Annotated in this window: 19 protein-coding genes; 4 read left to right on the top strand and 15 right to left on the bottom strand. The window is 42.4% G+C overall.

What is annotated here, in order from left to right; genetic code table 11:
• Positions 1 to 2: 2 nt before the first annotated feature.
• The 3 genes from mmsB to chvE all read right to left on the bottom strand — a co-directional run bounded on the left by mmsB (position 3) and on the right by chvE (position 3,892).
• Positions 3 to 1,205 carry a multiple monosaccharide ABC transporter permease gene (mmsB, locus tag IW510_RS11765; RefSeq protein ID WP_202059837.1) on the bottom strand — a complete coding sequence of 401 codons (1,203 nt, stop codon included), beginning with the start codon at positions 1,203 to 1,205 and terminating at the stop codon, positions 3 to 5.
• Position 1,206: 1 nt separating this feature from the next.
• On the bottom strand, positions 1,207 to 2,739 hold the full coding sequence (mmsA, locus tag IW510_RS11770) for a multiple monosaccharide ABC transporter ATP-binding protein (RefSeq protein WP_202059839.1): 1,533 nt from the start codon (positions 2,737 to 2,739) through the stop codon (positions 1,207 to 1,209).
• Positions 2,740 to 2,851: 112 nt separating this feature from the next.
• A complete protein-coding gene (chvE, locus tag IW510_RS11775; protein ID WP_442896420.1) occupies positions 2,852 to 3,892 on the bottom strand; it encodes a multiple monosaccharide ABC transporter substrate-binding protein in 1,041 nt (346 codons plus the stop codon).
• A gap of 399 nt (positions 3,893 to 4,291) precedes the next feature.
• Here chvE and IW510_RS11780 point away from each other — a divergent pair, with 399 nt between their 5' ends.
• From IW510_RS11780 to IW510_RS11790, 3 genes are read left to right on the top strand one after another with little or no spacing between them, the layout of a single operon-like run.
• On the top strand, positions 4,292 to 5,257 hold the full coding sequence (locus IW510_RS11780) for an ABC transporter substrate-binding protein (protein WP_202059843.1): 966 nt from the start codon (positions 4,292 to 4,294) through the stop codon (positions 5,255 to 5,257).
• A gap of 15 nt (positions 5,258 to 5,272) precedes the next feature.
• On the top strand, positions 5,273 to 6,703 hold the full coding sequence (locus IW510_RS11785; RefSeq protein WP_202059845.1) for a sensor histidine kinase: 1,431 nt from the start codon (positions 5,273 to 5,275) through the stop codon (positions 6,701 to 6,703).
• A gap of 3 nt (positions 6,704 to 6,706) precedes the next feature.
• The gene (locus IW510_RS11790; protein ID WP_202059847.1) at positions 6,707 to 8,263 is read left to right on the top strand and encodes a response regulator transcription factor; all 1,557 of its coding nucleotides are present in this window, start codon (positions 6,707 to 6,709) and stop codon (positions 8,261 to 8,263) included.
• A gap of 95 nt (positions 8,264 to 8,358) precedes the next feature.
• Here the strand turns inward: IW510_RS11790 and IW510_RS11795 are convergent, their stop codons facing one another.
• From IW510_RS11795 to IW510_RS11835, 9 genes are all read right to left on the bottom strand, one after another.
• Positions 8,359 to 10,098, bottom strand: a complete 1,740-nt coding sequence (locus tag IW510_RS11795) for a carboxylesterase family protein (protein ID WP_202059848.1) — start codon at positions 10,096 to 10,098, stop codon at positions 8,359 to 8,361.
• Between the two features lie 345 nt (positions 10,099 to 10,443).
• Positions 10,444 to 10,908 carry a GNAT family N-acetyltransferase gene (locus tag IW510_RS11800; RefSeq protein WP_202059850.1) on the bottom strand — a complete coding sequence of 155 codons (465 nt, stop codon included), beginning with the start codon at positions 10,906 to 10,908 and terminating at the stop codon, positions 10,444 to 10,446.
• 33 nt (positions 10,909 to 10,941) lie between these two features.
• On the bottom strand, positions 10,942 to 11,358 hold the full coding sequence (locus IW510_RS11805; RefSeq protein ID WP_202059852.1) for an SMI1/KNR4 family protein: 417 nt from the start codon (positions 11,356 to 11,358) through the stop codon (positions 10,942 to 10,944).
• Positions 11,359 to 11,531: 173 nt separating this feature from the next.
• Positions 11,532 to 11,966 carry a peptide-methionine (R)-S-oxide reductase MsrB gene (gene msrB, locus IW510_RS11810; RefSeq protein ID WP_202059854.1) on the bottom strand — a complete coding sequence of 145 codons (435 nt, stop codon included), beginning with the start codon at positions 11,964 to 11,966 and terminating at the stop codon, positions 11,532 to 11,534.
• 193 nt (positions 11,967 to 12,159) lie between these two features.
• Positions 12,160 to 12,651, bottom strand: coding sequence for an acyl-CoA thioesterase (locus IW510_RS11815; RefSeq protein WP_202059856.1), 492 nt, complete (start codon positions 12,649 to 12,651; stop codon positions 12,160 to 12,162).
• A 12-nt stretch (positions 12,652 to 12,663) separates the two neighbouring features.
• The gene (locus IW510_RS11820; protein WP_202059858.1) at positions 12,664 to 13,227 is read right to left on the bottom strand and encodes a Maf family protein; all 564 of its coding nucleotides are present in this window, start codon (positions 13,225 to 13,227) and stop codon (positions 12,664 to 12,666) included.
• A 21-nt stretch (positions 13,228 to 13,248) separates the two neighbouring features.
• Entirely contained in the window at positions 13,249 to 15,423 is a 2,175-nt protein-coding gene (gene mutL / locus IW510_RS11825; RefSeq protein ID WP_202059860.1) for a DNA mismatch repair endonuclease MutL, read from the bottom strand.
• 25 nt (positions 15,424 to 15,448) lie between these two features.
• A complete protein-coding gene (mutS, locus tag IW510_RS11830; RefSeq protein ID WP_202059862.1) occupies positions 15,449 to 18,019 on the bottom strand; it encodes a DNA mismatch repair protein MutS in 2,571 nt (856 codons plus the stop codon).
• Between the two features lies 1 nt (position 18,020).
• Positions 18,021 to 18,392 (bottom strand): YlbF family regulator, encoded by a 372-nt coding sequence (locus IW510_RS11835; protein WP_202059864.1) that lies wholly within the window; start codon positions 18,390 to 18,392, stop codon positions 18,021 to 18,023.
• A gap of 181 nt (positions 18,393 to 18,573) precedes the next feature.
• On the opposite strand from IW510_RS11835, the gene IW510_RS11840 reads away from it, so the two are divergent.
• A complete protein-coding gene (locus tag IW510_RS11840; RefSeq protein ID WP_202059866.1) occupies positions 18,574 to 18,906 on the top strand; it encodes a hypothetical protein in 333 nt (110 codons plus the stop codon).
• 65 nt (positions 18,907 to 18,971) lie between these two features.
• Here the strand turns inward: IW510_RS11840 and IW510_RS11845 are convergent, their stop codons facing one another.
• The 3 genes from IW510_RS11845 to IW510_RS11855 all read right to left on the bottom strand — a co-directional run bounded on the left by IW510_RS11845 (position 18,972) and on the right by IW510_RS11855 (position 22,616).
• On the bottom strand, positions 18,972 to 19,769 hold the full coding sequence (locus tag IW510_RS11845) for a TIGR00282 family metallophosphoesterase (protein WP_202059868.1): 798 nt from the start codon (positions 19,767 to 19,769) through the stop codon (positions 18,972 to 18,974).
• Between the two features lie 128 nt (positions 19,770 to 19,897).
• On the bottom strand, positions 19,898 to 21,574 hold the full coding sequence (locus tag IW510_RS11850; RefSeq protein WP_202059870.1) for a peptide ABC transporter substrate-binding protein: 1,677 nt from the start codon (positions 21,572 to 21,574) through the stop codon (positions 19,898 to 19,900).
• 373 nt (positions 21,575 to 21,947) lie between these two features.
• Entirely contained in the window at positions 21,948 to 22,616 is a 669-nt protein-coding gene (locus IW510_RS11855; protein WP_202059872.1) for a hypothetical protein, read from the bottom strand.
• Between the last annotated feature and the right edge of the window lie 6 nt (positions 22,617 to 22,622).

Here is a 22,622-nt window from a genome sequence, read left to right on the forward strand (position 1 = left end):
TCTTAAGAGATTTTTTTCTTCTTATTATAGATATCCAACACGACAGCCAACAGTAAAATCAGACCCTTGATTGCCTGTTGCCAGTCAACACCGACACCCAAGATAGACATCCCATTATTCAGCACACCCATCACTAAACCACCGACAATGGCACCCATGATTGTACCAATCCCGCCAGAAGTCGATGCACCACCGAAGTAAACCGCCGCCATAGCATCCAGCTCCATTGATGTACCGGCCTGTGGTGTTGCTGCATTCAGACGAGCAGCCAGAATCAAACCTGCTAAAGCTGCCATCGCACCCATATTAACGAATACCCAGAAGGTAATTTTTTTCGTCTTGATACCGGACAGCTCTGCCGCCTTCTTATTTCCTCCAGTTGCGTAAATTTGTCGTCCGGCAACTGTTTTATTGGTTAAAAATCCATACACAGAAACAATAACACCCAGGATGATTAAAATAATCGGATACCCTTGATATGCAGCAAAAATATATGTTACACCGATCACGATAAGACCGGTAAAGATTGCTTTGATGAAAAAGGCGTTCATCGATTCTACTTCAAACAGATTTTTCTTCCGACGTTCTCTTGTTCGCCATTGCCCTAGAATCAGGACTGCGGCAATAATGACACCAATAATCATCGAAAGGAAATGAAGATGCTCCCCACCGGCAATATCCGGCAAATAGCCTGTTGAAATCTTTTGGAACGCGCTAGGGAATGGCGCTAAAGACTGTCCGCCTAACACAACCTGAGTCAATCCGCGGAACATCAATAGCCCTGCCAAGGTAACAATAAACGCTGGTATCCCAACATAAGCCACCCAAAAACCCTGCCATGCACCAATCAACGCACCGATACCGATACAAAGTGGAACAGCCAGCCAAGGACTAATCCCGTTATTAACCATCAGCATACCGGCAATTGCGCCGACAAATGCCATAACTGACCCGACTGACAAATCCACATGCCCCAGTAAAACAACCAATAGCATACCTGCCGACAATACCAAAATATGACTATTCTGCAACACCAGATTGGTAATATTTAACGGTCGCCAAAAAATACCATCTGTCATCACCTGAAAAGCAATCAGCAGCGCCACTAAAATAATCACCATGCTGTAACGGCTGAAGATGTCCATTGCCCTATCTTTTAAGTTAAAGCCTTTTTTCTCTTTTTCTAATTTATCTGTATTTTCCATGTTAACTCACACCCTCTTCTTCCATGGTCATTAAGTTCATCAACACTTCCTGATTGGCATCTGCGCGCATCACTTCACCTGTTATGCGCCCCTCATTCATTGTATAGATACGGTCGCACATTCCGAGAATTTCCGGAAGCTCGGAAGAAATGATACAAATGCTTTTTCCGGAGGCTGCCATTTCTTCAATGATTGTGTAGATTTCATATTTCGCTCCTACATCAATTCCTCTTGTCGGTTCATCTAAAAATAGAATGTCAGGCTCCGTCATCAACCACTTTGCCAGCACGACCTTCTGTTGGTTCCCACCGCTCAGACTACCGACATTTTGAAAGACAGAGCTGGTTTTGGTCCGCATTTTCTTGCGGTATTCTTCAGCTGCCAGTACTTCCCTTTCCTTATCGATCACTCCGGTACGACTGATTTTCCCAAGGCTGGCAATCGTTGTATTTTCACAAATATCCATCAACAGGTTCAAGCCTAATGCCTTTCTGTCTTCTGATACGTATGCCAGACCATTTCGAATGGCGGTTGGTACATCCTTCACCGATATCTCTTTGCCTTCTTTATAAACTTTACCGCTGATATTACTGCCGTAGGAATGACCGAAAACACTCATGGCAAATTCCGTACGTCCCGCACCCATCAAACCGGCTATACCAATGATTTCGCCACGTCGAATAGATACGTTGATATTATTATTCATGGTTCGGCTGCCATCGATTGGATGGTGAACAGTCCAGTCCTTTACTTCAAAATAGACATCCCCAATGTTAGGATGACGTTCCGGATAACGATTCGTCAAATCACGGCCAACCATGCCTTTGATGATTCGTTCCTCATTGATGTCTTCATTTTCAAGTGTTTCGATTGTTTGTCCATCACGCAAAATAGTGATCCGATCAGCCACCGTCACAATCTCATTCAGCTTATGGGAAATAATGATTGATGTGATTCCCTGTACCTTGAACTCTTTGATAAGCTCTAACAGATTGGCACTTTCCTCTTCATTCAAGGCTGCAGTCGGCTCGTCTAAAATTAGTAAACGGACTGATTTAGAAAAGGCTTTAGCGATTTCAACCAGCTGCTGATGTCCGACACCAATTTGTGAAACCAACGTGTTCGGATCAATTTTCAGACCAACTGTTTTTAGCAAATTATCTGTCTTTTTCTCTGTCATATCCCAGTCAATAACGCCGTGTTTGGCTTGCTCATTGCCTAAAAAGATGTTTTCTTTTATTGATAAATAGGGACTTAGTGCTAACTCCTGATGAATAATAACAATACCTTTATTTTCACTGTCACGTAAATCTTTAAACTTACACAGCTCTCCGTCGTAGATGATTTCACCTTCATAACTGCCATACGGATACAAGCCGCTGAGAACATTCATCAGTGTTGACTTTCCCGCGCCGTTTTCTCCGCACAAGGCATGGATTTCTCCACGCTCGATACTGAGATTAACATTATCAAGGGCACGTACACCGGAAAATTCTTTAATGATGTTCTTCATTTCCAGAATATGATCTGCCATCTTGCCCATCCTTTCTTTTGACTTCAGTTACGATAAAATGACGCAATAGTGTTCTGAGACTTCCCCGTGTTTCAGGCTTTTTTCGCCACGCGGAGAAGCCCCATCACGTCCTTTATTCTTTCAAGTCTGATTCTTTGTAGTAGTCCGTATCGATTAACTCTTCTTTATAGTTATCACTATCAACAGACACTGGATTTGCCAGATAAGTTGGAACGACCTTCACACCGTTGTCATATGTCTCAGTATCATTGACAGGAACTTCCTCGTCTTTACTGATGGCTTCAATCATTTCAATCGTATTTTTCGCAAGGATACGTGTGTCTTTAAAAATCGTTTGTGTCTGTTCACCGGCAATAATAGATTTCACTCCGGCAACTGTTGCATCTTGTCCGGTAATTACTGGTAATGGTTTATCTGCAGAACCATAGCCTACGCCTTTAAGAGAAGAAATGATTCCTAAGCTGATTGGATCATATGGAGAAAGTACAGCATCCAATGTTTTATCTGTATAATTCGCACTCAATAGATTATCCATCCGTGCCTGAGCAGTCGAACCGTCCCAACGTAACGTAGCAATTTGGTTGAAGCTGGTTTGACCGGAAGGAACCTTCAATTGTTCACTGTCTAAATAAGGTTGGAAAACAGACATGACACCATTGAAATTAATCAGAGCATTATTGTCATCTGGAGAACCGCCAAACAGCTCAATGTTATAAGGGCCTTCTCCATCCTTCAATCCTAGTTTGTCTTCAATGTAAGAAGCCTGCAAAACCCCAACGCCAAAATTATCAAAGGTTGCATAATAGTCTACATACTCTGAGTTCATCAGCAAGCGGTCATAGGCAATAACCTTGATGTCTTCCTTATTTGCTTTTTCCAGCACATCGGTTAATGCTGAACCGTCAATTGAAGCAATAACCAGAGTGTCTACACCCTTCGTAATCATGTTTTCAATCTGAGCCACTTGGTTTTCTACCTTGTCTTCCCCATATTGAAGGTCTGTCTTATAGCCAAGCTTTTCCAGCTCATCAACCATGTTATTTCCATCAGCAATCCATCGCTCCGCTGATTTTGTCGGCATGGCAATCCCTACATAGCCTTTATCGCCACTACCTCCACCGGAACCAGAGCCTCCGCAGGCAGCCAAGGTCATACTTCCAACCAATAATAATGCACCCAACGCTGCGGCTTTCTTAAATCCAATTTTCATCTTTATCCCTCCAGATTTTATAATTGCTTTACACTCAGAAGTATAGCTCTTAAAGATACCGCTTACATTAAATGTTTTTCATCTTTTCTGGGAATTCTTTTTGCTCGTCATTGCACAAATACTTTTTTCTGGGAATTTTTTTGATTCTCTTGATTTTTTTTCGTTTCCAGTAGTAGAGCACCTTAAATGGGTAATAATTTGGTAGAATGAAGATAAGAAAACGCTTTACCGCAGTTCTGAAAAGGATTTCATACATAAAAAAGTACAATTCATACAAGCAACGGAAAAACAAGGATTACTCCATTCGCGAATAGTACCTATAGAATAGAAAGAGTGAGGAAGATGAAAAAAATATTGCTGCTCCTTTTTCCATTGTTATTACTTTTAAGTGCCTGCACTACTACTGCTGAGGATGTTGAAGAAGAGAAAAGTCTGGTCATCGGCTTTTCCCAATCAGGTACAGAAAGCAAGTGGCGAAAAAGGCATACCGACTCTATCAAAAATGAATTGGAAAAAGAAAACCAAGTGCTGTACCGTAATGGCTATATGAGTCAGGAACGTCAAATTCAGGATATCCGCACCTTTATTGCCTACAAGGTGGACTTGATTGTTTTCACGCCTCTACAAGAGGATGGCTGGGAAATGATATTGAAGGAGGCTAAACAGGCGGAAATTCCTGTGATTGTCGTCGATCGACATATCAATGTCAGTGACCAGAGTCTGTACATCACACATATTGGTCCCAGCTTCAAAGCAGAAGGAAATCGCGGCGGATTATATGTGACCAACTATTTTTCCGACAGTCCAAAAGAAGAAATTAATATTTTGGAACTGGCAGGATTAACAGAGACTTCCCCAACGACCTTGCGAACCGAGGGCTTTCAAGAAACGATTTCCCGTGATCCTCGCATGAAGGTTGTGGACACACTCTCCGGTGATTATGTCCGAATGAAGGGCAAGGAGCAGATGGAAGAATACATCAAAACGCAGGATATCAATAGGATTGATGTCCTTTATAGTCATAACGATGAAATGACTCACGGTGCCTTGGAGGCTCTTGAAGAGACCGATATTATTCCTGGAAAGGACCTTGTTATCGTCACGATTGATGCTCAAGAGGATATGATTCGACAGCTGCGGGCAGGTGTTGTCAATTGCGTGGTCGAGTGCAATCCAAATGCCGGCTGGTACGTAGCCAATGCAATCAATCGCTATTTTGACGGTAAGGAGCTTTCCCACGAAATCTATATGCCGGAAACGGTGTTCTCTGAATCAAATCTGGATACGATTCCCACCAGAAACTACTAGAGGAGGAGAAGCTATATGAAGAAAAAGGCGCCCAGTATCCAACAGATTTTCTCTCAGGCAAACAAGCTGATGTTTGCTTTAGCAATTATTCCACTGCTCATCAGTATCCTTCTCTATTCCAGACAGCTGTTTATTTACCAACGAACAGTCGCAAACATTCAGGAGGCAAATGCTATTGCTGCCAAGGTTGATGATACTGTTTTAGAAGAGATGTGGGATGTTGTCACCGGACAAATACCTTTAAAACAATATTCAAAAAACAGTATCGTTGATGAGCTGCGGGAAGATATTTTTCATATTCAGGAGAACATTAATACCAAAGGAGAACGCAGTATTTTAGATGTAGCTCTGCGAATTATTGACTCTCTTGAAAGCTATCAGGAAGACATTCTCACCAATCTTTCAAAGGAAAATTCTTATGAAAAGAACAAGGAAGTGATGGTGCAAGTCGAATCTGTCACTCAGCTGCTTTCAGATATTTTACAGGAGTTTGTCCGTATCGAAATAAATCTAGCCAGTCAAAAAAATACGGAAATGATTCAGTCTCTGATGATTCTCAGTGTTGTCGAGCTAATGATTGTTGTGGGCATCATCTACTTCGTTCGCAAAAATCGCCGCTTTCTAAATGAGCGAATTCAAGAGCCCCTCAACAATTTGATTCACATGTCAAATGAGCTGGCAAAAGGGCATTTGGGCTACCGTCTGGCACTTCCGCAAACACCGGAGCTATCCTCTCTGACAGAAAGCCTCAATAAGATGGCCGACGACTTAACCCAGTTGCTGGAGGAGAATGCGTTGAAGCAATACCATCTCGCTCAAAGTGAGGTGCGTGTCCTGCAAGCGCAAATTACTCCGCACTTCGTTTATAATAGCTTAGATGCGATTGTTTCACTGATTGAGCAGGAGCAATACGAAAAGGCAAAAGAGATGACGTTTGCATTATCTGATTTCTTCCGTATTTCTTTAAGTAAAGGGAAGGACTGGATTAGCGTAGACACGGAGATTAAGCATATTCAAGACTATTTGGTTATTTTGCAGATTCGCTATGGAGAAATGTTGCAATTTCAAATTGATGTGCCTGATTCCTTACGTAATTATCAGATATTGAAAATGATTCTACAGCCATTAGTGGAAAATGCCGTTTACCATGGGGTGAAGTTCAACCGCCGCGTCGGTCTGATTCAAGTTACTTTAGAGGAAGAAGAAAGCAACTTGATTTTTACTGTTGCCGATAATGGTATTGGCATTCAGCCGGAACAACTGGAAGAGATTCAAGAAGAGCTGGCAAAAGGTGTGGACTCTGACTTCAGCACCGGATACGGCCTATACAACGTTAACAAAAGATTGTTATTGTACTACGGCAGTCAAGCGGGAATTCGTCTTGAAAGTCACTACCGAAAAGGAACGACGATTCGGGTAACTGTGCCAAAACGACAGGAGGGGTAAAAGATGTACAAGGTTTTTATTGTGGAGGACGAACATTTAATTCGAGATAGTCTGCGAAAACAGCTCCTGCAGCTTAGTGAAAAATACCCCATTGCTTTTAGTGGAGAAGCCGGTGATGGTGAGATGGCTTTAGCTTCCATCTTAGATTTACAACCGGATATTATTTTGACAGATATCAAAATGCCGTTCATGGATGGGCTGACCTTTGCAAAGGAGGCACGGAAGCTGCTGCCCTGGACACGAATCATTTTTATCAGCGGGTTTGATGACTTTGAATATGCCAAAGGAGCAATTCAGGTACAAGCCGATGAATACTTGCTAAAGCCCTTCAAAAACAGCGAGCTGGAAAATACCATCGCCAAGGTGGTGAAGCTGCTGGATCAACAGAAACAGGTCGCTGATCCTAAAGCAAGCTCCGATATCCTGTTTTCCGAGGTTAAAAAGAATCATTTTCTGAATGGTTTATTTAAAGGCGAATTACCCATTTCGGCGGCCATCAAAGAGGCGGAAAGCTTCCAACGATCGATTATCGGCAAAAAGTTCACGGTCCTTTTAGCCACAAACCAGTTTAATAGTGACTTTGACGATTACACTCACTTTGGCGAATACCTGAATTTTCTTTTTGGCGAAGATGAAACTCTTCTATTCTCCAGTGTTTCATCACGCTTCATCAAGTTTCTGATTTTTGATAACCAAAGGGAACATGTATTGGAAAAGAGCTATCAAATTGCGCATACTCTAATTCACGAGCTGGAGCAAAACTCACAGGACGATTTAGCGGTGGCAATTGGGCCCATCGTTGATCGTCTGAGTGAAATTCCTGATTCATTTGAAAAATGCAGAGAGATGCTGGGAACCTACGGCTATTTTCGAACAGAAAAAATCATCAGCTATGAAGATGATATGAAGGAGGGGGAGCTGTCGCCAACCCATCCATTTAAAATGGATTTGGCTAAAGAAATTTCTTCTCTAACACAGGAGAACATTGAGGATTTTATTCAAAAACTGATGCAGGAGCAAGGAAACTTTGAACGAACACGAATGATTCGCTTCTTTATTCTGACTGAGCTGAATGGCTTAGTTAAAAAGAAACAGCAAACAGCTGCTATTGCATTTCCTTCTCAGGATTCTTTGACCGATTTGATGAGTGTCTCCTCTGACAGTCAAAACTACGAAGAGCTCCTGCGAAGTATGATTCATTACTTGATTGAGGTCAATATCCACCCGTCCATGGCAAAATATCAAAGCGTCATCCATCATGCCATTGCATTTATCAATAACAATTATACAGACCCCGATATTTCATTGAACATGGTCGCAGAGGAGCTCTCTTTAAGTCCGGCACACTTTAGTACGATTTTTTCTCAATCTATGAGCAAAACCTTTATTGAGTACCTGACCGATCAGCGAGTAGGTCTGGCGAAGAATCTACTTAAAGAAACGAATCAAAAGCTGTCCGAAATCGCTTTTGAAATCGGCTATAACGACCCTAATTATTTTAGCTTCCTCTTTAAAAAGAAACAAGGCATCTCACCAAAGGAATACCGCCAGACACATTGATTACAGGTACCTATGAATGAAAACGAGACAGGAGAGTTGTAACCCAACTCTCCTGTCTCATTTGTTTTTACTTAATAACTGAGCAACCCGCCTCTTTATTTATCAAAAGCAGAAAGGTTGCCATTGGCCTTGTCCAATTCATAGCTGAACCAACGCCCATTCATTACCTTAGACAGCAAGGTCTTTTTCTGCTCCTCGGTAATCGATGTATCTTTCTTCATTGCGTCCAATACTTGCTCATAATCAAACGTCTTTTTCCCCATCTCCGCAGTCGCTGTTTCTTTATCTGCGTCAAGGAATAACAGATTTTCCTCAGCATCCGGCTTCCATTCCGTCCATTTTGGCAGCTCAGACTCATTTGGATCACCATTGCTGATAAAGGCAAATAGATAGTTCTGGAACATCACACTCAGTTCCTTCGCTCCATCAGACTCATAGGAATCCGTAACCAAGCCAGCATAGTTTTGACTGTCTGTATCAAGTAATGGAACGAACACACCATGGAAGGAGCCCAGCTTCGCCATCTCTTCACTGACAGCATCTGGGTTTTCCCCGAATAAAATTTCCATGCCATAAATTGGAGCCTTATAATTAGTGTTCATTTTTTGTGCAGAATCCTCTAAATTGAACAAGCTATACAGCTGCCCGCCATATTTATTTACAAAATCATATTGGCTGGAAATCTCCTTGTCTGTATCAATCGAGCCATCTGTCACATATTCACCAAAATAAGGATCAAAGCGCCCAAATAGAGAAAATTCCTGCTCACCTGTCAGCATTAATAACGGAACAGAATTATAGCTGGTTGTATCAAAGCCTTCTTTTGGAAGTACCGTACCATCATTATACAAATGCGGGAATACACCCATCCGAATACCGGCATTGCCCATCAAGCTGACTAGGCGATCACCCTCTAGCGCATACAGATAGTCTTTAACCTCTTCATCTGTTGTTAACAACCATTTTTTGGCATCCGCCTCTGTCTCTTTTACACCATCCTCTACAACCAATGGTGCAATCGCTTCTGCAAAAACTGTCTGACTCTTCTCTTCATCAGTAATCGTCATGCCACCACTGAAGGAAACTGCCTGATCGAATTTCCCTTCAAAAATCGGAGAAACCAACATGGCCATCACATCTCGTCCACCAGCCGAAAATCCGGCAACCGTCACATTTTTACTGTCTCCGCCAAAGCTGCTGATATTCTCACGAATCCAATCCAGAGACTTCGCTAAATCAAGCATTGTGTAGTTCCCTGAATTTTCTTCCTCACTACCGGTTTTCAATGCCGGCAGCGGATTAAAGCCCAGTGCGCCTAATCGATAATTGACCGATACAACCAATGCATCGTGTGCAGCCACAAAGGATCTGCCAGATATTTCTTGAGCATGCCCTGTTTGGTTATTTCCACCATGCACATATACCAAAACAGGCAAGTCTTCTTTGTCATTATTTGGGCGATAAATATCCAAATTCAACGCATCCTCTGAACCAACGACACCATCAGCTCCAGCCTGTAAAGCCACACTGCCAGCCTCTGTTGTATCCAGTTCATCCGTCCAAGGCTCCGGATCAGTCGGCGCCTTCCAGCGGTTCTCTCCGGATGTATCTCCACCGTATGGGACCCCCATCCAAATCAGTGCTTTCTCCTCCTCGGTTCCCTTTACCTTACCAAAAGCAGTTTCCCGAACAACTGCGGCTGTATCCTTTTGGGTGCTTGCAACGGTTGATCCCGAAGAATCAGTTCCAGCCTTCTGTTGCTGATTACACCCACTAATAATTACTACGGTTACTGCCAAAGCCACTGCCCACTTCATTTTTTTCAGTTTCTTCACACTTCTTTTCCTCCTTATAATAAATATAAAAACCTAAGTCCCCCTTGAAAATACATGTCAAGAGGTACTTAGGTTATGCCCAAATGGTTACATTCCATAAAGTGATTATTCAATTTTCTATAGTATATACTAAATATAAAGCGTATTCAATAACGAATGTATTTATTTTGCATTTAATTTCCATACAAAAAATACAGAAAAGGGCTTTCCCATCTAAAAAAAATGACTAAAAGACCTTTTCTGCTCTTCCAAATTGTTGATTAGTTAAACCCAGCCTTTGGCAAAATTCCCACTAAGCACTGTTGCTCTAACTCCTATTTTTCAGCGTTTTACACTTGTACGGCCTTATGACAAGAAATGCTCCATCGGTGTGAAGCGGATACCATTCACTGTTTCTTCATTTCCAGCAGCAGAAAATCCCAGCTTTTTATATACCTCGACTGCATAAGTGGATGAATTGACTGTTATCCGTTTATTGTGATGCTGCTTGCAGCAATAATCAACAGCTGTTGCATACAGTGCTCGAGCAATCCCTTTATGGTGGTGCTCCTTTTCAACAAAAAGTAGTGAAATATGGTTCGTCTCTCGAACGGCAATCACGCCGACAAGCTCTTCCTTTTCATAATAGCCCCAAATGACTAAGTCTTCATTCCCCAGCTTCTCACTGATATTGGCGAATGCGATAAATTCTTTGAACTCTTGAATTCCCTCCACAGAATACTCTGAGGCCTCAAATGCTAAAAAAGTACGCCAAACCAATTGCAACGCCTCTGTCAGTTCCATGTGATTATTGTCAATTTTCCGTATCATCAGCTACCCTCCTATTCTGCTGCCTTGTTCTTCTCATGTCTCAAAAGTTTCTGCCTGATGGATAAACGCCTTTAAGTCTTGAAAAACCTTCAACGGACACTCTTCCTCGTGGTCACTATGATAAATTGCTGACTCACCGCTCTTCATACAAAGAAAATTTCCGGTCCCATTTTCTGCTATGGCAACAAACTCTGCCGGGAGTCCTTCTGCTCTTTTCAGCTTCGTATTTCTCACCACATCATCCATGGTTTTTCTCAAATTTCGTTCGTCCTTAATTGGGTAAAAACACCATTCACCATATTCCGGTGCATTAACTAGTTGAAACAGTGTTTTATACTGTTCATCAAGCGTTACAGTGAGTAATTGCTCCGTTTCCTGTATATTCGCCGCGGTTACTCCCCTTTTCCTGGTCATACTCATTTCAGCAAATCGTGCCAGCTCATTGTCCATTGTTTTCCCTCCAGCCAAATCCTTTTGTCGTCATTCTATTAGTGATAGTATAACAAGTTTACAACGCTGTGAACACTGCGCAAACATTCGCTGACTTTCTCTAACACCCGCTAAAAATACAAAAAAGCTATAATTGACATTCCTAAATCGAATGACAATTACAGCTTCCTCTATTAAACAAATAAGCTTTTATATTCCCCGTAGCCTTCTTTTTCAAGCTCTTCAACAGGAATAAATTTTAGCGCCGCTGAGTTGATACAATATCGAAGTCCCCCAGCATCCTGAGGTCCGTCAGTAAATACGTGACCCAGATGAGAATCAGCTTCCTCACTGCGAATCTCTACACGATGCATGCCATGAGAAAAGTCAGCTTTTTCTTTGACGACTCGTTTTTCAATTGGTCGTGTAAACGCCGGCCAGCCACACCCAGCATCGTATTTATCCTTCGAGCTGAACAACGGTTTTCCACTGACGACATCAACATAGATGCCATCCTTGTAAAAATCATCATACTTACCGCTAAAAGGCCGCTCGGTCGCATTTTCCTGTGTCACTGCATATTCTGTATCCGTCAAGCTCTTCCTAAGTTCATCTTCAGATGGTTTCATAGCGAATCACTCCCCTGTATTTATTTTATAGTAGCACGCCCTCATTAAAAGAAAAAGTGAGACGTCTTGTATAAAACAGGAGACAGCTTTCGGAACATCCCTTACTCTGTTTTAGCGTAGCAAAAAGAGCGGGAACCAACTATCGTCTGTCCCACACTCTCTTTCTATCTTCTTACTGCTTTTTACCCAACAGCTATTTCCAAGGGGTATCTAAATCAATGTGCGCGGCAAAATCCAGACTTTCGGAACGTTTTTGCTGTCTGGCTGCCTTCCGTCCTTCATAACCGCCGCAGATGAATCGCTCTTCTTCCGTAACGGGTTCGACTGTTGGCAGTTCATTCCCTTTAGGAACAACAAAGGTCATAAAGCTGGTCCCTGCCAGATAACGTTCGCCGGAAACCAAATCTTCACCAATAACCTTAGCAAAAACCTCCATTGAGCGGTGACCAGTACCTGAAATAAACGTTTCTATACAGACCGAATGACCGGCTTTCAAAGGAGCCAGGAAATCCAGCTGATCGACAGAAGCTGTGACAATCGGTACTCTGGATAAACGGATAGCAGAAATACCTGCTGTTTCATCCAGCCAAGCCATCAACTGTCCGCCAAACAATGTTTCATGAAAATTTAAATACGGGAATGTAATAATATGTGTTTGTACAGATCTTGTTTCCGAGCATTTCATTCTCTGTCACCTCTATAATTGTTCATAGTCATGCTTAAGCATCCGAGCTAAGGTTGCAATCGGCAGCCCCATAATGGAATAGTAGTCTCCTTTGATTCCCTTAACCAAAAGTGCACCTTGTTCCTGAATCCCGTAAGCTCCGGCCTTATCTTTGTATTCATCAGTATCCAAATATGCTTCAATCTCATCATCTGACAGCTCGTAGAATTCAACCTCTGCCGGAACAACCGTTGTAACGGTCCGACCTTCCTCCATAACTGCGACTGCTGTATACACAGTATGGGTCTGCCCGCTCAGCTTCTTCAAAATTTGAAAGGCATGCTCCCGTGAAGTCGGCTTGCCGATAATTTCGCCTTCGTAGACAACAATCGTATCACAACCAATCACCTGATCCTCCGAAAACTGTTCAAAAACACTGGCTGCTTTTTCCATTGCCATATTATGAACATATTCTGTTGGATGGATTCCTTCTTGTACTTCCTCATTAATATCTGCAACCTGAATCTGAAATGATGGAACAATTCGCTTTAAAAGCTCCTGCCTGCGCGGCGATTGGGAAGCTAGTACAATACCCATTCCTGACAACCTTTCTGCTACTCAATGCGGATCTTGGATTCGCTTGAACATTTTTTCCATATCTGAATTAGTAAAGTGAATCAATACCGGACGTCCATGGGGACAATTGAACGGATTCGCACATTCGGCCAAATCGTTCAATAGAATTCTGGCCTGCTGTTCGTTCAGGTAATGATTGGCTTTGATGGAGCGTTTGCAGCTCATCATAATTGCTGTCGCTTCACGGAATTTCTTCACGCTGACCTGTCCTGTGACCAGCAGCATATCTATCATCCCACGAATAATTTCTTCCTCTTCGCCACCTGGATACCACGTTGGATGGGCCCTGACAATAAAACTGTTCTGACCAAAATCCTCCAGATAGATACCGACACTTTCCAGTTGTTCTTTCTGTTCATTGATTTTGATGACATCACTGTTTGGGTAGTCCAGTACGATGGGCACCAGCAGTTCCTGCAAATCATTCGAGACCTCACCGATTTTCTCACGGAAATATTCGTACTTAATCCGCTCCTGTGCCGCATGCTGATCGATGATGTACAAGCCTTCCTTGCTTTGCGCAAAAAGATACGTACCATGCATCTGACCAAAATACTCCAATACGGGAAAACGCTCCGGCTTCTTCTCATGCTCCAAGCGTTCTACTGTCCGATTTAATTCCTTCACCGTATCTTTACTGGACATATCAAAATCAGGATGATTACGTGCTTCCTCTTCCTGAGAAGAGAATGGGTTAACCGAGGAGAACTGCTGCTCAATTGGCGATTGATCCACCTCACTTGGCATTTCTGCTTCCCTTTGCTGCGTCTCTTGTCTGTCTTCAGAAGACACACCGCGCTCAGATGCATCTTCATGAAGTACATCCTGATTCGTTCCGCCTTCAGTTGAAGGCTCCTCCGCCTCATTTCCAGACGGCGACGCTGTTGTGTATTCCTCAGTCACCGTTTCCTCTACCAGCTCCTGTGGAGGAAATCGGGTTGGTTCAGCAGAAGTCTCAGGCGAAGCCATTAACTGTTCTGATTGTCCTTCAACAAAGAATCGTCCACTTTCAGAATCATAGCTCAAGCTTCCCGGCTTCCGAACACCTTCCGACACAGTTGGTGCATGTGTTGTTTCCTCAGCCAATGGAATTTCCATCTGCTCAACAGCCGGCTGTTTTTCCACTTTTTTCTTGAACTGCAGATTTGCTGCGGCATTCGGAATCAGTTGTTCTTGGCTCAAAGCTGCCTCGATAGCCTGTGTAATCAGTGTCATCAATTCTTTTTCTTTACTTAGACGTACCTCCTGCTTGGTCGGATGAACATTGACATCCACCAAAAGCGGGTCCATCGTTACCTCGATAACAGCAATTGGAAAACGACCAACCATCAATTTTGAGCCGTAGCCATTAATAATCGCTTTGTTCAACATAAAATTCTTGATGTACCGTCCGTTGATAATTGTTGATAAGTAGTTGCGGCTGGCACGTGTTACTTCCGGAAGCGACACATACCCGTTGACCTCAAAATCAAGGTCATTCGTCTTGATTTCCAACATTTTTTTAGCTGTACTTATCCCATAAATACCGGCAATCGTCTGTTTTAAATCACCACTACCGGTTGTACTCATCATCTTATTGCCGTCATGAACCAATCGAAAAGCGATGGTTGGATGACTCAATGCCAGACGATTGACAATATCACCAATCGTCGCCAGCTCCGTCTGAATCGTTTTCACATATTTCAATCGAGCGGGTGTATTAAAAAACAGATTTTCAACAGTAATTTTTGTTCCTTTACGCAGTGCCCCCGGACGATGCTCTTCGACCTTTCCGCCAATCAGCTTTGCATAACTGCCTTCCGTCTCATCTGCAACTGCGGTTTCCAATGTAACCTCAGAAACAGAGGTGATACTTGGTAAGGCTTCACCTCGGAAGCCCAGACTGCGAATTCTAAACAGGTCATCTCTTGTGTGGATTTTGCTTGTCGCATGACGCTTGAAGGCATTCAAAACATCCTCCTTGGCAATCCCATCTCCATTATCAATGACCTGAATGGTTTTCAAGCCAGCTTCTTCTATAAAAATATCAATTTGCGTACTGCCTGCGTCAATTGCGTTCTCCACCAGCTCTTTCACAACGGAAGCCGGACGTTCAACAACCTCACCGGCAGCAATCTGATTCGCCAGCTGTTCCGATAATTCTTTAATTTTCCCCATCGATTCGTTCCTCCTCTATGGAGTCTTAAATTCGTTTTTGCAGATCATACAACACATTCAATGCATCCATAGGTGTCATTTCCAACAGATTCATTTTCTTCAATGTATCAATCACACTTAACTCATCTGTAGATACTTCTTTAAACAACGATAGCTGTTCACTTTCCTCATCTATCACCGGTGCTTCACTCTTAATTGGGGCATGCCCGATTTCCTGCGCCTCTAAAGCCGAAAGGATGGTTGCTGCCCGCTCAAGCAGTGCAGTCGGTAATCCCGCAATTTTCGCTACATGAATCCCATAGCTTTTATCCGCAGGTCCCTCCATGATTTTATGCAGAAAAACAACCTCGCCATTTTTCTCCACCGCACCTACGTGAATATTTTTCAAGCCGGTCAATGATTCATCCAAGACCGTCAGCTCGTGATAATGAGTTGAGAACAGTGTTTTGGCCTTCACATTTTTCTGGATATATTCAATAATCGCCTGTGCCAACGCCATCCCGTCATAGGTTGCTGTTCCGCGTCCTAATTCATCAAACAGTACCAAGCTGTTTGGCGTTGCATGACGCAATGCCTGATTGGCTTCCATCATTTCAACCATAAAGGTACTTTGACCGGCAATCAAATCATCCGAGGCACCAATACGCGTAAATATCTGGTCAAAAATAGGAAGCTCCGCTGCTTCAGCAGGGACAAAGCAGCCTACCTGTGCCATCACTACAGTTAATGCCAACTGCCGCATATACGTGCTCTTACCGGACATATTCGGACCGGTAATCAAGAGAATCAAGTCTTCGCCGTTCATATGGATACTGTTCGGAATATACTCTTGATGCCCTAAAACCTTTTCTACAACAGGATGTCGGCCTTCTTTGATATGCAGCTCGCCATTACCTGCTTTTAAGGTCGGACGAACATATTGATATCGTTCACTGACTGTCGCAAAGGCTTGTAAAACATCGACTGTACTCAACGATTTAGCCAGTCTTTGCAAACGATCGATGCTTCCTTTCACCTGTTCGCGGACCTCCAGAAACAGCTGATATTCCAAATCTACAGATTTTTCCTCTGCATCTAAAATCAGTTTTTCCATTTCCTTCAATTCCGGCGTGATAAAGCGCTCGGCATTTGCCAGCGTCTGTTTTCTATCGTATTTACCTTCTTCAAGGTTCCCCAAATTGGCTTTTGTCACTTCGATATAGTAACCAAATACTCGGTTAAATCCAACCTTCAAGGTCTTAATCCCAGTTTCCTGACGTTCTCTTGCTTCCAACTCCGCCAGCCATTTCTTCCCGTTACGCATCGCATCTCGGTACTCATCCAGTGTTTCATTATAGCCGTCCTTGATGACATTTCCTTCAGTAATTTGCAGAGGAGCCTCCTCCATAATCGCCTGTCCAATCAGTTCAACAATGTCCTCTATCGGATTCAGCTCTACTAAAAGATCATTCCATTCCCCTTGGTTGATGCCAATAATCAGTTCTCGAATCATCGGTACCTGCTCCAAAGAAGTCTTCAACTGAATCAAATCTCGACCATTGACACTGCCAAAAGCCACGCGTCCGGCTAAACGTTCCAAGTCATAGACCTTCGCAAAAGCTGCTTGTAAATCCACACGCTCAAAGTATGCATTCAGTAAAGACTGAACCATCTCCTGACGTTTAACAATTTGCTTCTCTTGAATTAACGGACGATCCAACCATTGCTTCAGCAAGCGACCTCCCATCGCCGTTTTCGTTTCATCCAGCAGCCAAAGCAAGGTTCCTTGCTTTTTACCGGAACGAATCGAACGTGTCAGCTCCAAATTGAATTTAGAATAATAATCCATTTTCAAATAATGGTTCGGCTGATATTCCACCGCCTGTTGAATATGTCCCAAGCTTCTTTTTTGCGTAACCGCCAGGTAGGTCAACAGTTTTTGTGTCACATCACTTTCGATTTCCTGTGATAAAGTACTCGTCAAAAAGCTGAACTCCGAATTTTCTTCTGTACTCATTTGCTCGGAAAAGACAACGGTCAGACGCTGCTCCAAAACCGCAATCAGAGATTCCGGTAAAGCACTGCCCATTACGATTTCCTTGGTTTGTAGCGCCGCAACCTCATTAACAACATGCTCTTCTTCCGTTAACGTGGTACTTTTCAGCTCGCCTGTGGATAGATCGACATAGGCCAGACCGTAAACGCCGTTATTTTCCACAATAGCGGTCAGATAGTTATTGTCTTTTGCTTCCAGCCCTTTGCTTTCCATGACTGTTCCGGGAGTAACCAGTTGAACCACTTCGCGCTTGACCATCCCTTTAGTAGTTTTTGGGTCTTCTACCTGCTCACAAATCGCCACCTTGTAGCCCATCTCAACCAATGTATCGATGTAGCCTTGCGCCGCATGATGAGGGACACCGCACATCGGAATTGGGTCATCCGCATTTCTGTTTCTGCTTGTCAATGTCAGCTCCAATAACTGTGCTGCCTTCTCTGCATCTTCATAAAACATTTCATAAAAATCGCCTAATCGGTAAAAAAGAAAGGCGTCCGGATATTGCCCTTTTATCGTCAGGTATTGTTCCATCATAGGAGTGTGCTTTGTTTTTTGAGGCAAATCATAGCCCTTCTTTCTCTAATTGATTGTTGATTCCTCGTTGAATCATTGCGGTAATATGCTGTAAAAGATCGTTGGCTTCTGCCAGCTGCTCCCTATATGCAATCACTAGCGGATGCTCATCAAATTGCGCCGTTAATTCATCCGCTCGTTTGATTGCTTCCTTTTCCGCTTCCGGCTTGCCATAATGTGCGAACTGCACGGCATCCTTCTGCGCTTGCTTAATCTCTTCGACAAGCTGTGTCAGTTTCTCGTTATTATTCACGCGCTGCTCAATTTCTTTGTAACGCTGAATGGTTTCGTTTTGGTCCAATAGCTGAAGCAGTTTATCCAGCTCAGCCTCTATGTTTTTATCGTCAATGGAATAGTCCATAGTTCACACCTTCACTCGTTGATTTTCTTTCAAAATATGTATATTTATTTTAACACATTCCTTTTTTTTGCCAAATCCAATTTTGCTAAAATCTAGAAATCCATTTCTTCTTTTGACTACCCGATTAAGCTGCCGGCACTTTCTGGTATACTTATAATAAAACAATTAAAGGAGTGTATTTATGGAAAAGAAAATGACACCAAATCAAAAGAAAAAAGCTTTATTTGGCACCCTTTTCGCTGTATTACTTCTTGCTGTGCTGATTCTGTTCATCATCTTCGGCACTGCCGGCGGAAAACGTTGGCAGAAAAATCTGCAATCCAGTGTCAGTAATGGACTGAAGCGGGAAATTTTGGTTTACAATGCAGATGGCTCAGTGATTTATGAAAAAACAGGGAAATTTGATATCAATTATGGTGACGGCCGCATTGAATATATCGATGCAGATACTGGGTTGAAAACAAACATTTATATTGGCTACAACGCCACTGTTATCGTGAATGAGTTGGAGTAACTCTCATGCTCAAAATAAAAAAGTTGAAGCAGATCGCCTAACGAGTTCCTGCCTCAACTTTTTTATTACTCCTGAAAAGGGCGGTCCTCATTGATTTGAATTAATTGAATGTCTTTGGCATGACCTGTCTGATCATCCAGTTCAATAAAACACGCAGATAAAATACTGCGGCCTTTTTCAACAACTTCAAACCTCTGAGGCAGAGCGGTCCAAAATTTTTCCAACACTGCCTCCCTTTTCATTCCTAATATCCCATCATAGGGTCCTGTCATCCCAACATCCGACAGATACGCCGTTCCTTTTGGTAAAATTCTACGATCATTCGTTTGTACATGAGTATGTGTCCCAATTACCGCACTGACCTTTCCGTCCAAGAACCAGCCCATCGCCTGCTTCTCACTGGTCGTTTCACCGTGAAAATCAACAAAAATCAATGGTGTCCGCTTTCTTGCTTCCTCCACCAGCTGTTCAGCTTTTCTAAACGGATCATCCAAATCCACCATAAATGAACGTGCCTGTAAATTAATCACCGCCAGTTCAAGCTGATTGACCTTGACATAAACGATTCCCTGTCCTGGAGTTCCTTCCGGAAAGTTCGCTGGTCGAACCATCTTTTTCGCATCATCGATAAATTCAAAAATGTCTCTATTATCCCAAGTGTGATTGCCCAGAGTTACGACATCAACACCATCCTGCAAAAACTTCTTATAGATTTTCCCAGTGATCCCTCTGCCGGCTGCAGCATTCTCTCCGTTTACGATTGTTACCTGCGGCTGATACTTCTTTTTCAGCTTTGGTAAGTATTCTGTAATCGTCTCTCTGCCAAGTGAACCTACAACATCTCCAATAAATAATATACGCAAACACTTTTCCTCTTCTCTTTTAATCTTACTGTTTCATTATAGAGCTTTTCACCCCGAATGAAAAGATTTAAAAAGAAAAGAGAAGAAGCAGTTTTCTGCTTCTTCTCTCTGTTTCAATACTTATAGGCTTATTCAGAAATATATGCCCACTTGAAGTCATATTTTGCTCCAGTAGAGTGATAGAACATGTCTTTCACTTTTGGAGAGCGTAGATGCGCTTCTGCTTTTTGGTAAACCGGGATAATACCCATGTCGTCCATAATCAGTTTTTCCGCATCCAGCATATCTTGCCAACGTGCTTCCGGATCATTGGCATTCTTTGTTGACGCACTTTCAATCAGTTTGTCATATTCTTTATTAGAGTAACGTCCACGGTTGTAAGAGTTTCCTGTAACAAATAAATCCAAGAAGCTGCTTGGGTCTGCATAGTCTGCTCCCCATCCACCAACTGCTACTTCAAAATCGCCTTTGCTTGTGCGATCCAAACGTACAGAGAATGGTACAGGGCTGACAGTTACTTTCAAGCCGTCTAAAGTATCACCCAAGGCACCTTGCAAGAACTCAGCCATTTTCTTAGAACCATCTGTATCATCAACTAATAAATCCATATCCAGAGAGTCGATTTTCAGTTCTTTCTTAGCTTTTTCCCAATATTCTTTCGCTTTGTCTGCATCATAAGAAATCGGATTGCCCGCTTCTTCAGCAAAATCTTCGTTTGAGTCCGGGTTGTTTGATAGACCTTTTGGCACAAGTCCTTCCGCAACTGTTGAACCATTTGCCAGAATTTGTGTTACTAAAGATTCGCGATCAATTGCATAAGCCAATGCTTTACGCAAATTGATGTTGTGGTATGGAGAATCTTCATCTCTTTGGTTCATTTCCAAATAGAAAGTAGATGCATCTTCAAGAACAAGATAATCCGGATCATCTTTCATTTGCAGAGCCAATTCACCAGTCAACGGTGTATCATCCGTTTGACCATCTTGGTACAGATTCAGAGATGTTGGTGCTTCTTTTACTACATCAATAACAACTTTATCTAATTTTACTGTATCTTTATCCCAGTAAGTATCATTTTTCGTATAAGACCATGCTGTGTCAGTTCCCGGTCCATCAAAATCTGTCAATGTGAATGGGCCATTATAAACAGCATTATCGCTTGTTGTTGTATAATCTTTGCCATATTTTTCAACAATATCCTGACGTTGTGGTAAGAATGAAGGGAATGCCAGCAAGTAATCAAAATAAGGTGTTACTTTTTCCAAAGTAATTTCCAATTCGTAATCACTAACAGCCTTGATTCCTAGCTCTTCTTTATCCATTTCACCCGCTGCAATTTTTTCAGCGTTTTTTACAGGTGCAAACATGTATGAGTATTCTGACGCTGTATCAGGATCAACCGTACGTTGCCATCCGTAGACATAGTCAGCAGCCGTTACAGGTTCACCATCTGACCAAACCGCATCTTCTCTCAGTTTGATTTTATAAGTCAGACTATCTTCACTGACTTCCGCCATTTCAGAAGCACCTGCCGGTTGTGGATGGTTGTCCTTATCCATACGGTAGATACCTTCATATACATTGTTTAGCGCAACAAAACTCACTTCATCCGTTGCTAAAGATGGATCCGCACTTGGCATTTCCTGTCTTTCAATGTATTTTAATACTTGTTCTCCACTTGCAGACCCACCTGATCCGCTATCACTGTCAGATGTGCTGCCCCCAGTTGTTGTTCCGCACGCAGCTAAAACTACTGCACAAGCGGTTGTAACAAGCCCTAGAGCTGCTTTTTTCTTGATCCCCATTAGAAAACCTCCTATATATAATTAGACCTATTAGAAATATATCAAAGAAATACTAATATCGCAATGATATACACCTCCACTACTTTAAGCAAACAGTAAGTTTTCAGGGAGAATAAGATGAGAAATTTCCTATGTAGTTTATAGCTGGATACTCTTATTATTTTTTATCTTTTTCAGCCCTTCTGAGTTATTTACTCTACCATCCGATTAGAAAAGCTGAACGAGTTAGTAAAGCTAGACAATTTCCCGATGATTCCTTCCCACTCACTTGCCTCACTAGAGTTACATCTTTAAAAAATTTATATCCCCTTTACTTACAAAAAAAACGCAGGACAACCTCCTTTACAGGCTGCTCTGCGCTCAACTACTTCGTTTATGCCATGAAATCCAACACGTTTGTTACAGTACGTGCATCTGCATCTGTCCCATTGAAAATGTTCCAGTTCAGAAGATTTGTATTTTGGATGTTAGTTCCCATAAAGCGATAGTTCGCACCAACGGCTCTAGGAATGTGTACACCAGTGTTATTGATGAATGCACCTAAATCAATTTGCACATCCACGTGAATTCTTGTTTCAACGATATATGAAAATTTTGGATTTTTAAAAATAACTGTATTGTTCTCAATCGCGATATCCTGTTGCATATACTCATATCTCTTCAATGTGATTCCGGTAGCTTTCTGTCTGTAAAGACCTGTGATTGCCTGTTTGAACTCAGGCATTGCACTGATTGATGCAAACTCATCCGGCAATTTCACTGTGTAATACGTTTGGTCCGCGATACCAACACCGAAACCATACTGCGCATAGTATTCCAAATTCAATACACCACGTGCATTTGCAGGTCCGTAGTAGCCAACACCCCATTGCTGTGTATCACCAGTCAAATTCAATACACCACGTTCATAAACAGAGATTCCCCGTGTAGATTTCTCTGCCGCCTCTGCTTCTGCTCCGAAAGTTCCGACAAACATAAATAGCGCGCCTAGTAATGCCAAAGCTTTCCAGATGATACTTGTTTTCGTTACACTTTTAATCATTCTATC

This window comes from Enterococcus sp. BWR-S5 (genome assembly GCF_016745255.1).
Lineage (GTDB): Bacteria > Bacillota > Bacilli > Lactobacillales > Enterococcaceae > Enterococcus_L.

What these genes read in the sequence shown, in the direction of transcription:
- mmsB (WP_202059837.1), bottom strand. Translation starts at nt 1,205, where the DNA reads ATGGAAAATACAGATAAATTAGAAAAAGAGAAAAAAGGCTTTAACTTA.
- mmsA (WP_202059839.1), bottom strand. Translation starts at nt 2,739, where the DNA reads ATGGCAGATCATATTCTGGAAATGAAGAACATCATTAAAGAATTTTCC.
- chvE (WP_442896420.1), bottom strand. Translation starts at nt 3,892, where the DNA reads ATGACCTTGGCTGCCTGCGGAGGCTCTGGTTCCGGTGGAGGTAGTGGC.
- IW510_RS11780 (WP_202059843.1), top strand. Translation starts at nt 4,292, where the DNA reads ATGAAAAAAATATTGCTGCTCCTTTTTCCATTGTTATTACTTTTAAGT.
- IW510_RS11785 (WP_202059845.1), top strand. Translation starts at nt 5,273, where the DNA reads ATGAAGAAAAAGGCGCCCAGTATCCAACAGATTTTCTCTCAGGCAAAC.
- IW510_RS11790 (WP_202059847.1), top strand. Translation starts at nt 6,707, where the DNA reads ATGTACAAGGTTTTTATTGTGGAGGACGAACATTTAATTCGAGATAGT.
- IW510_RS11800 (WP_202059850.1), bottom strand. Translation starts at nt 10,908, where the DNA reads ATGATACGGAAAATTGACAATAATCACATGGAACTGACAGAGGCGTTG.
- IW510_RS11805 (WP_202059852.1), bottom strand. Translation starts at nt 11,358, where the DNA reads ATGGACAATGAGCTGGCACGATTTGCTGAAATGAGTATGACCAGGAAA.
- msrB (WP_202059854.1), bottom strand. Translation starts at nt 11,966, where the DNA reads ATGAAACCATCTGAAGATGAACTTAGGAAGAGCTTGACGGATACAGAA.
- IW510_RS11815 (WP_202059856.1), bottom strand. Translation starts at nt 12,651, where the DNA reads ATGAAATGCTCGGAAACAAGATCTGTACAAACACATATTATTACATTC.
- IW510_RS11820 (WP_202059858.1), bottom strand. Translation starts at nt 13,227, where the DNA reads ATGGGTATTGTACTAGCTTCCCAATCGCCGCGCAGGCAGGAGCTTTTA.
- mutL (WP_202059860.1), bottom strand. Translation starts at nt 15,423, where the DNA reads ATGGGGAAAATTAAAGAATTATCGGAACAGCTGGCGAATCAGATTGCT.
- IW510_RS11835 (WP_202059864.1), bottom strand. Translation starts at nt 18,392, where the DNA reads ATGGACTATTCCATTGACGATAAAAACATAGAGGCTGAGCTGGATAAA.
- IW510_RS11840 (WP_202059866.1), top strand. Translation starts at nt 18,574, where the DNA reads ATGGAAAAGAAAATGACACCAAATCAAAAGAAAAAAGCTTTATTTGGC.
- IW510_RS11850 (WP_202059870.1), bottom strand. Translation starts at nt 21,574, where the DNA reads ATGGGGATCAAGAAAAAAGCAGCTCTAGGGCTTGTTACAACCGCTTGT.
- IW510_RS11855 (WP_202059872.1), bottom strand. Translation starts at nt 22,616, where the DNA reads ATGATTAAAAGTGTAACGAAAACAAGTATCATCTGGAAAGCTTTGGCA.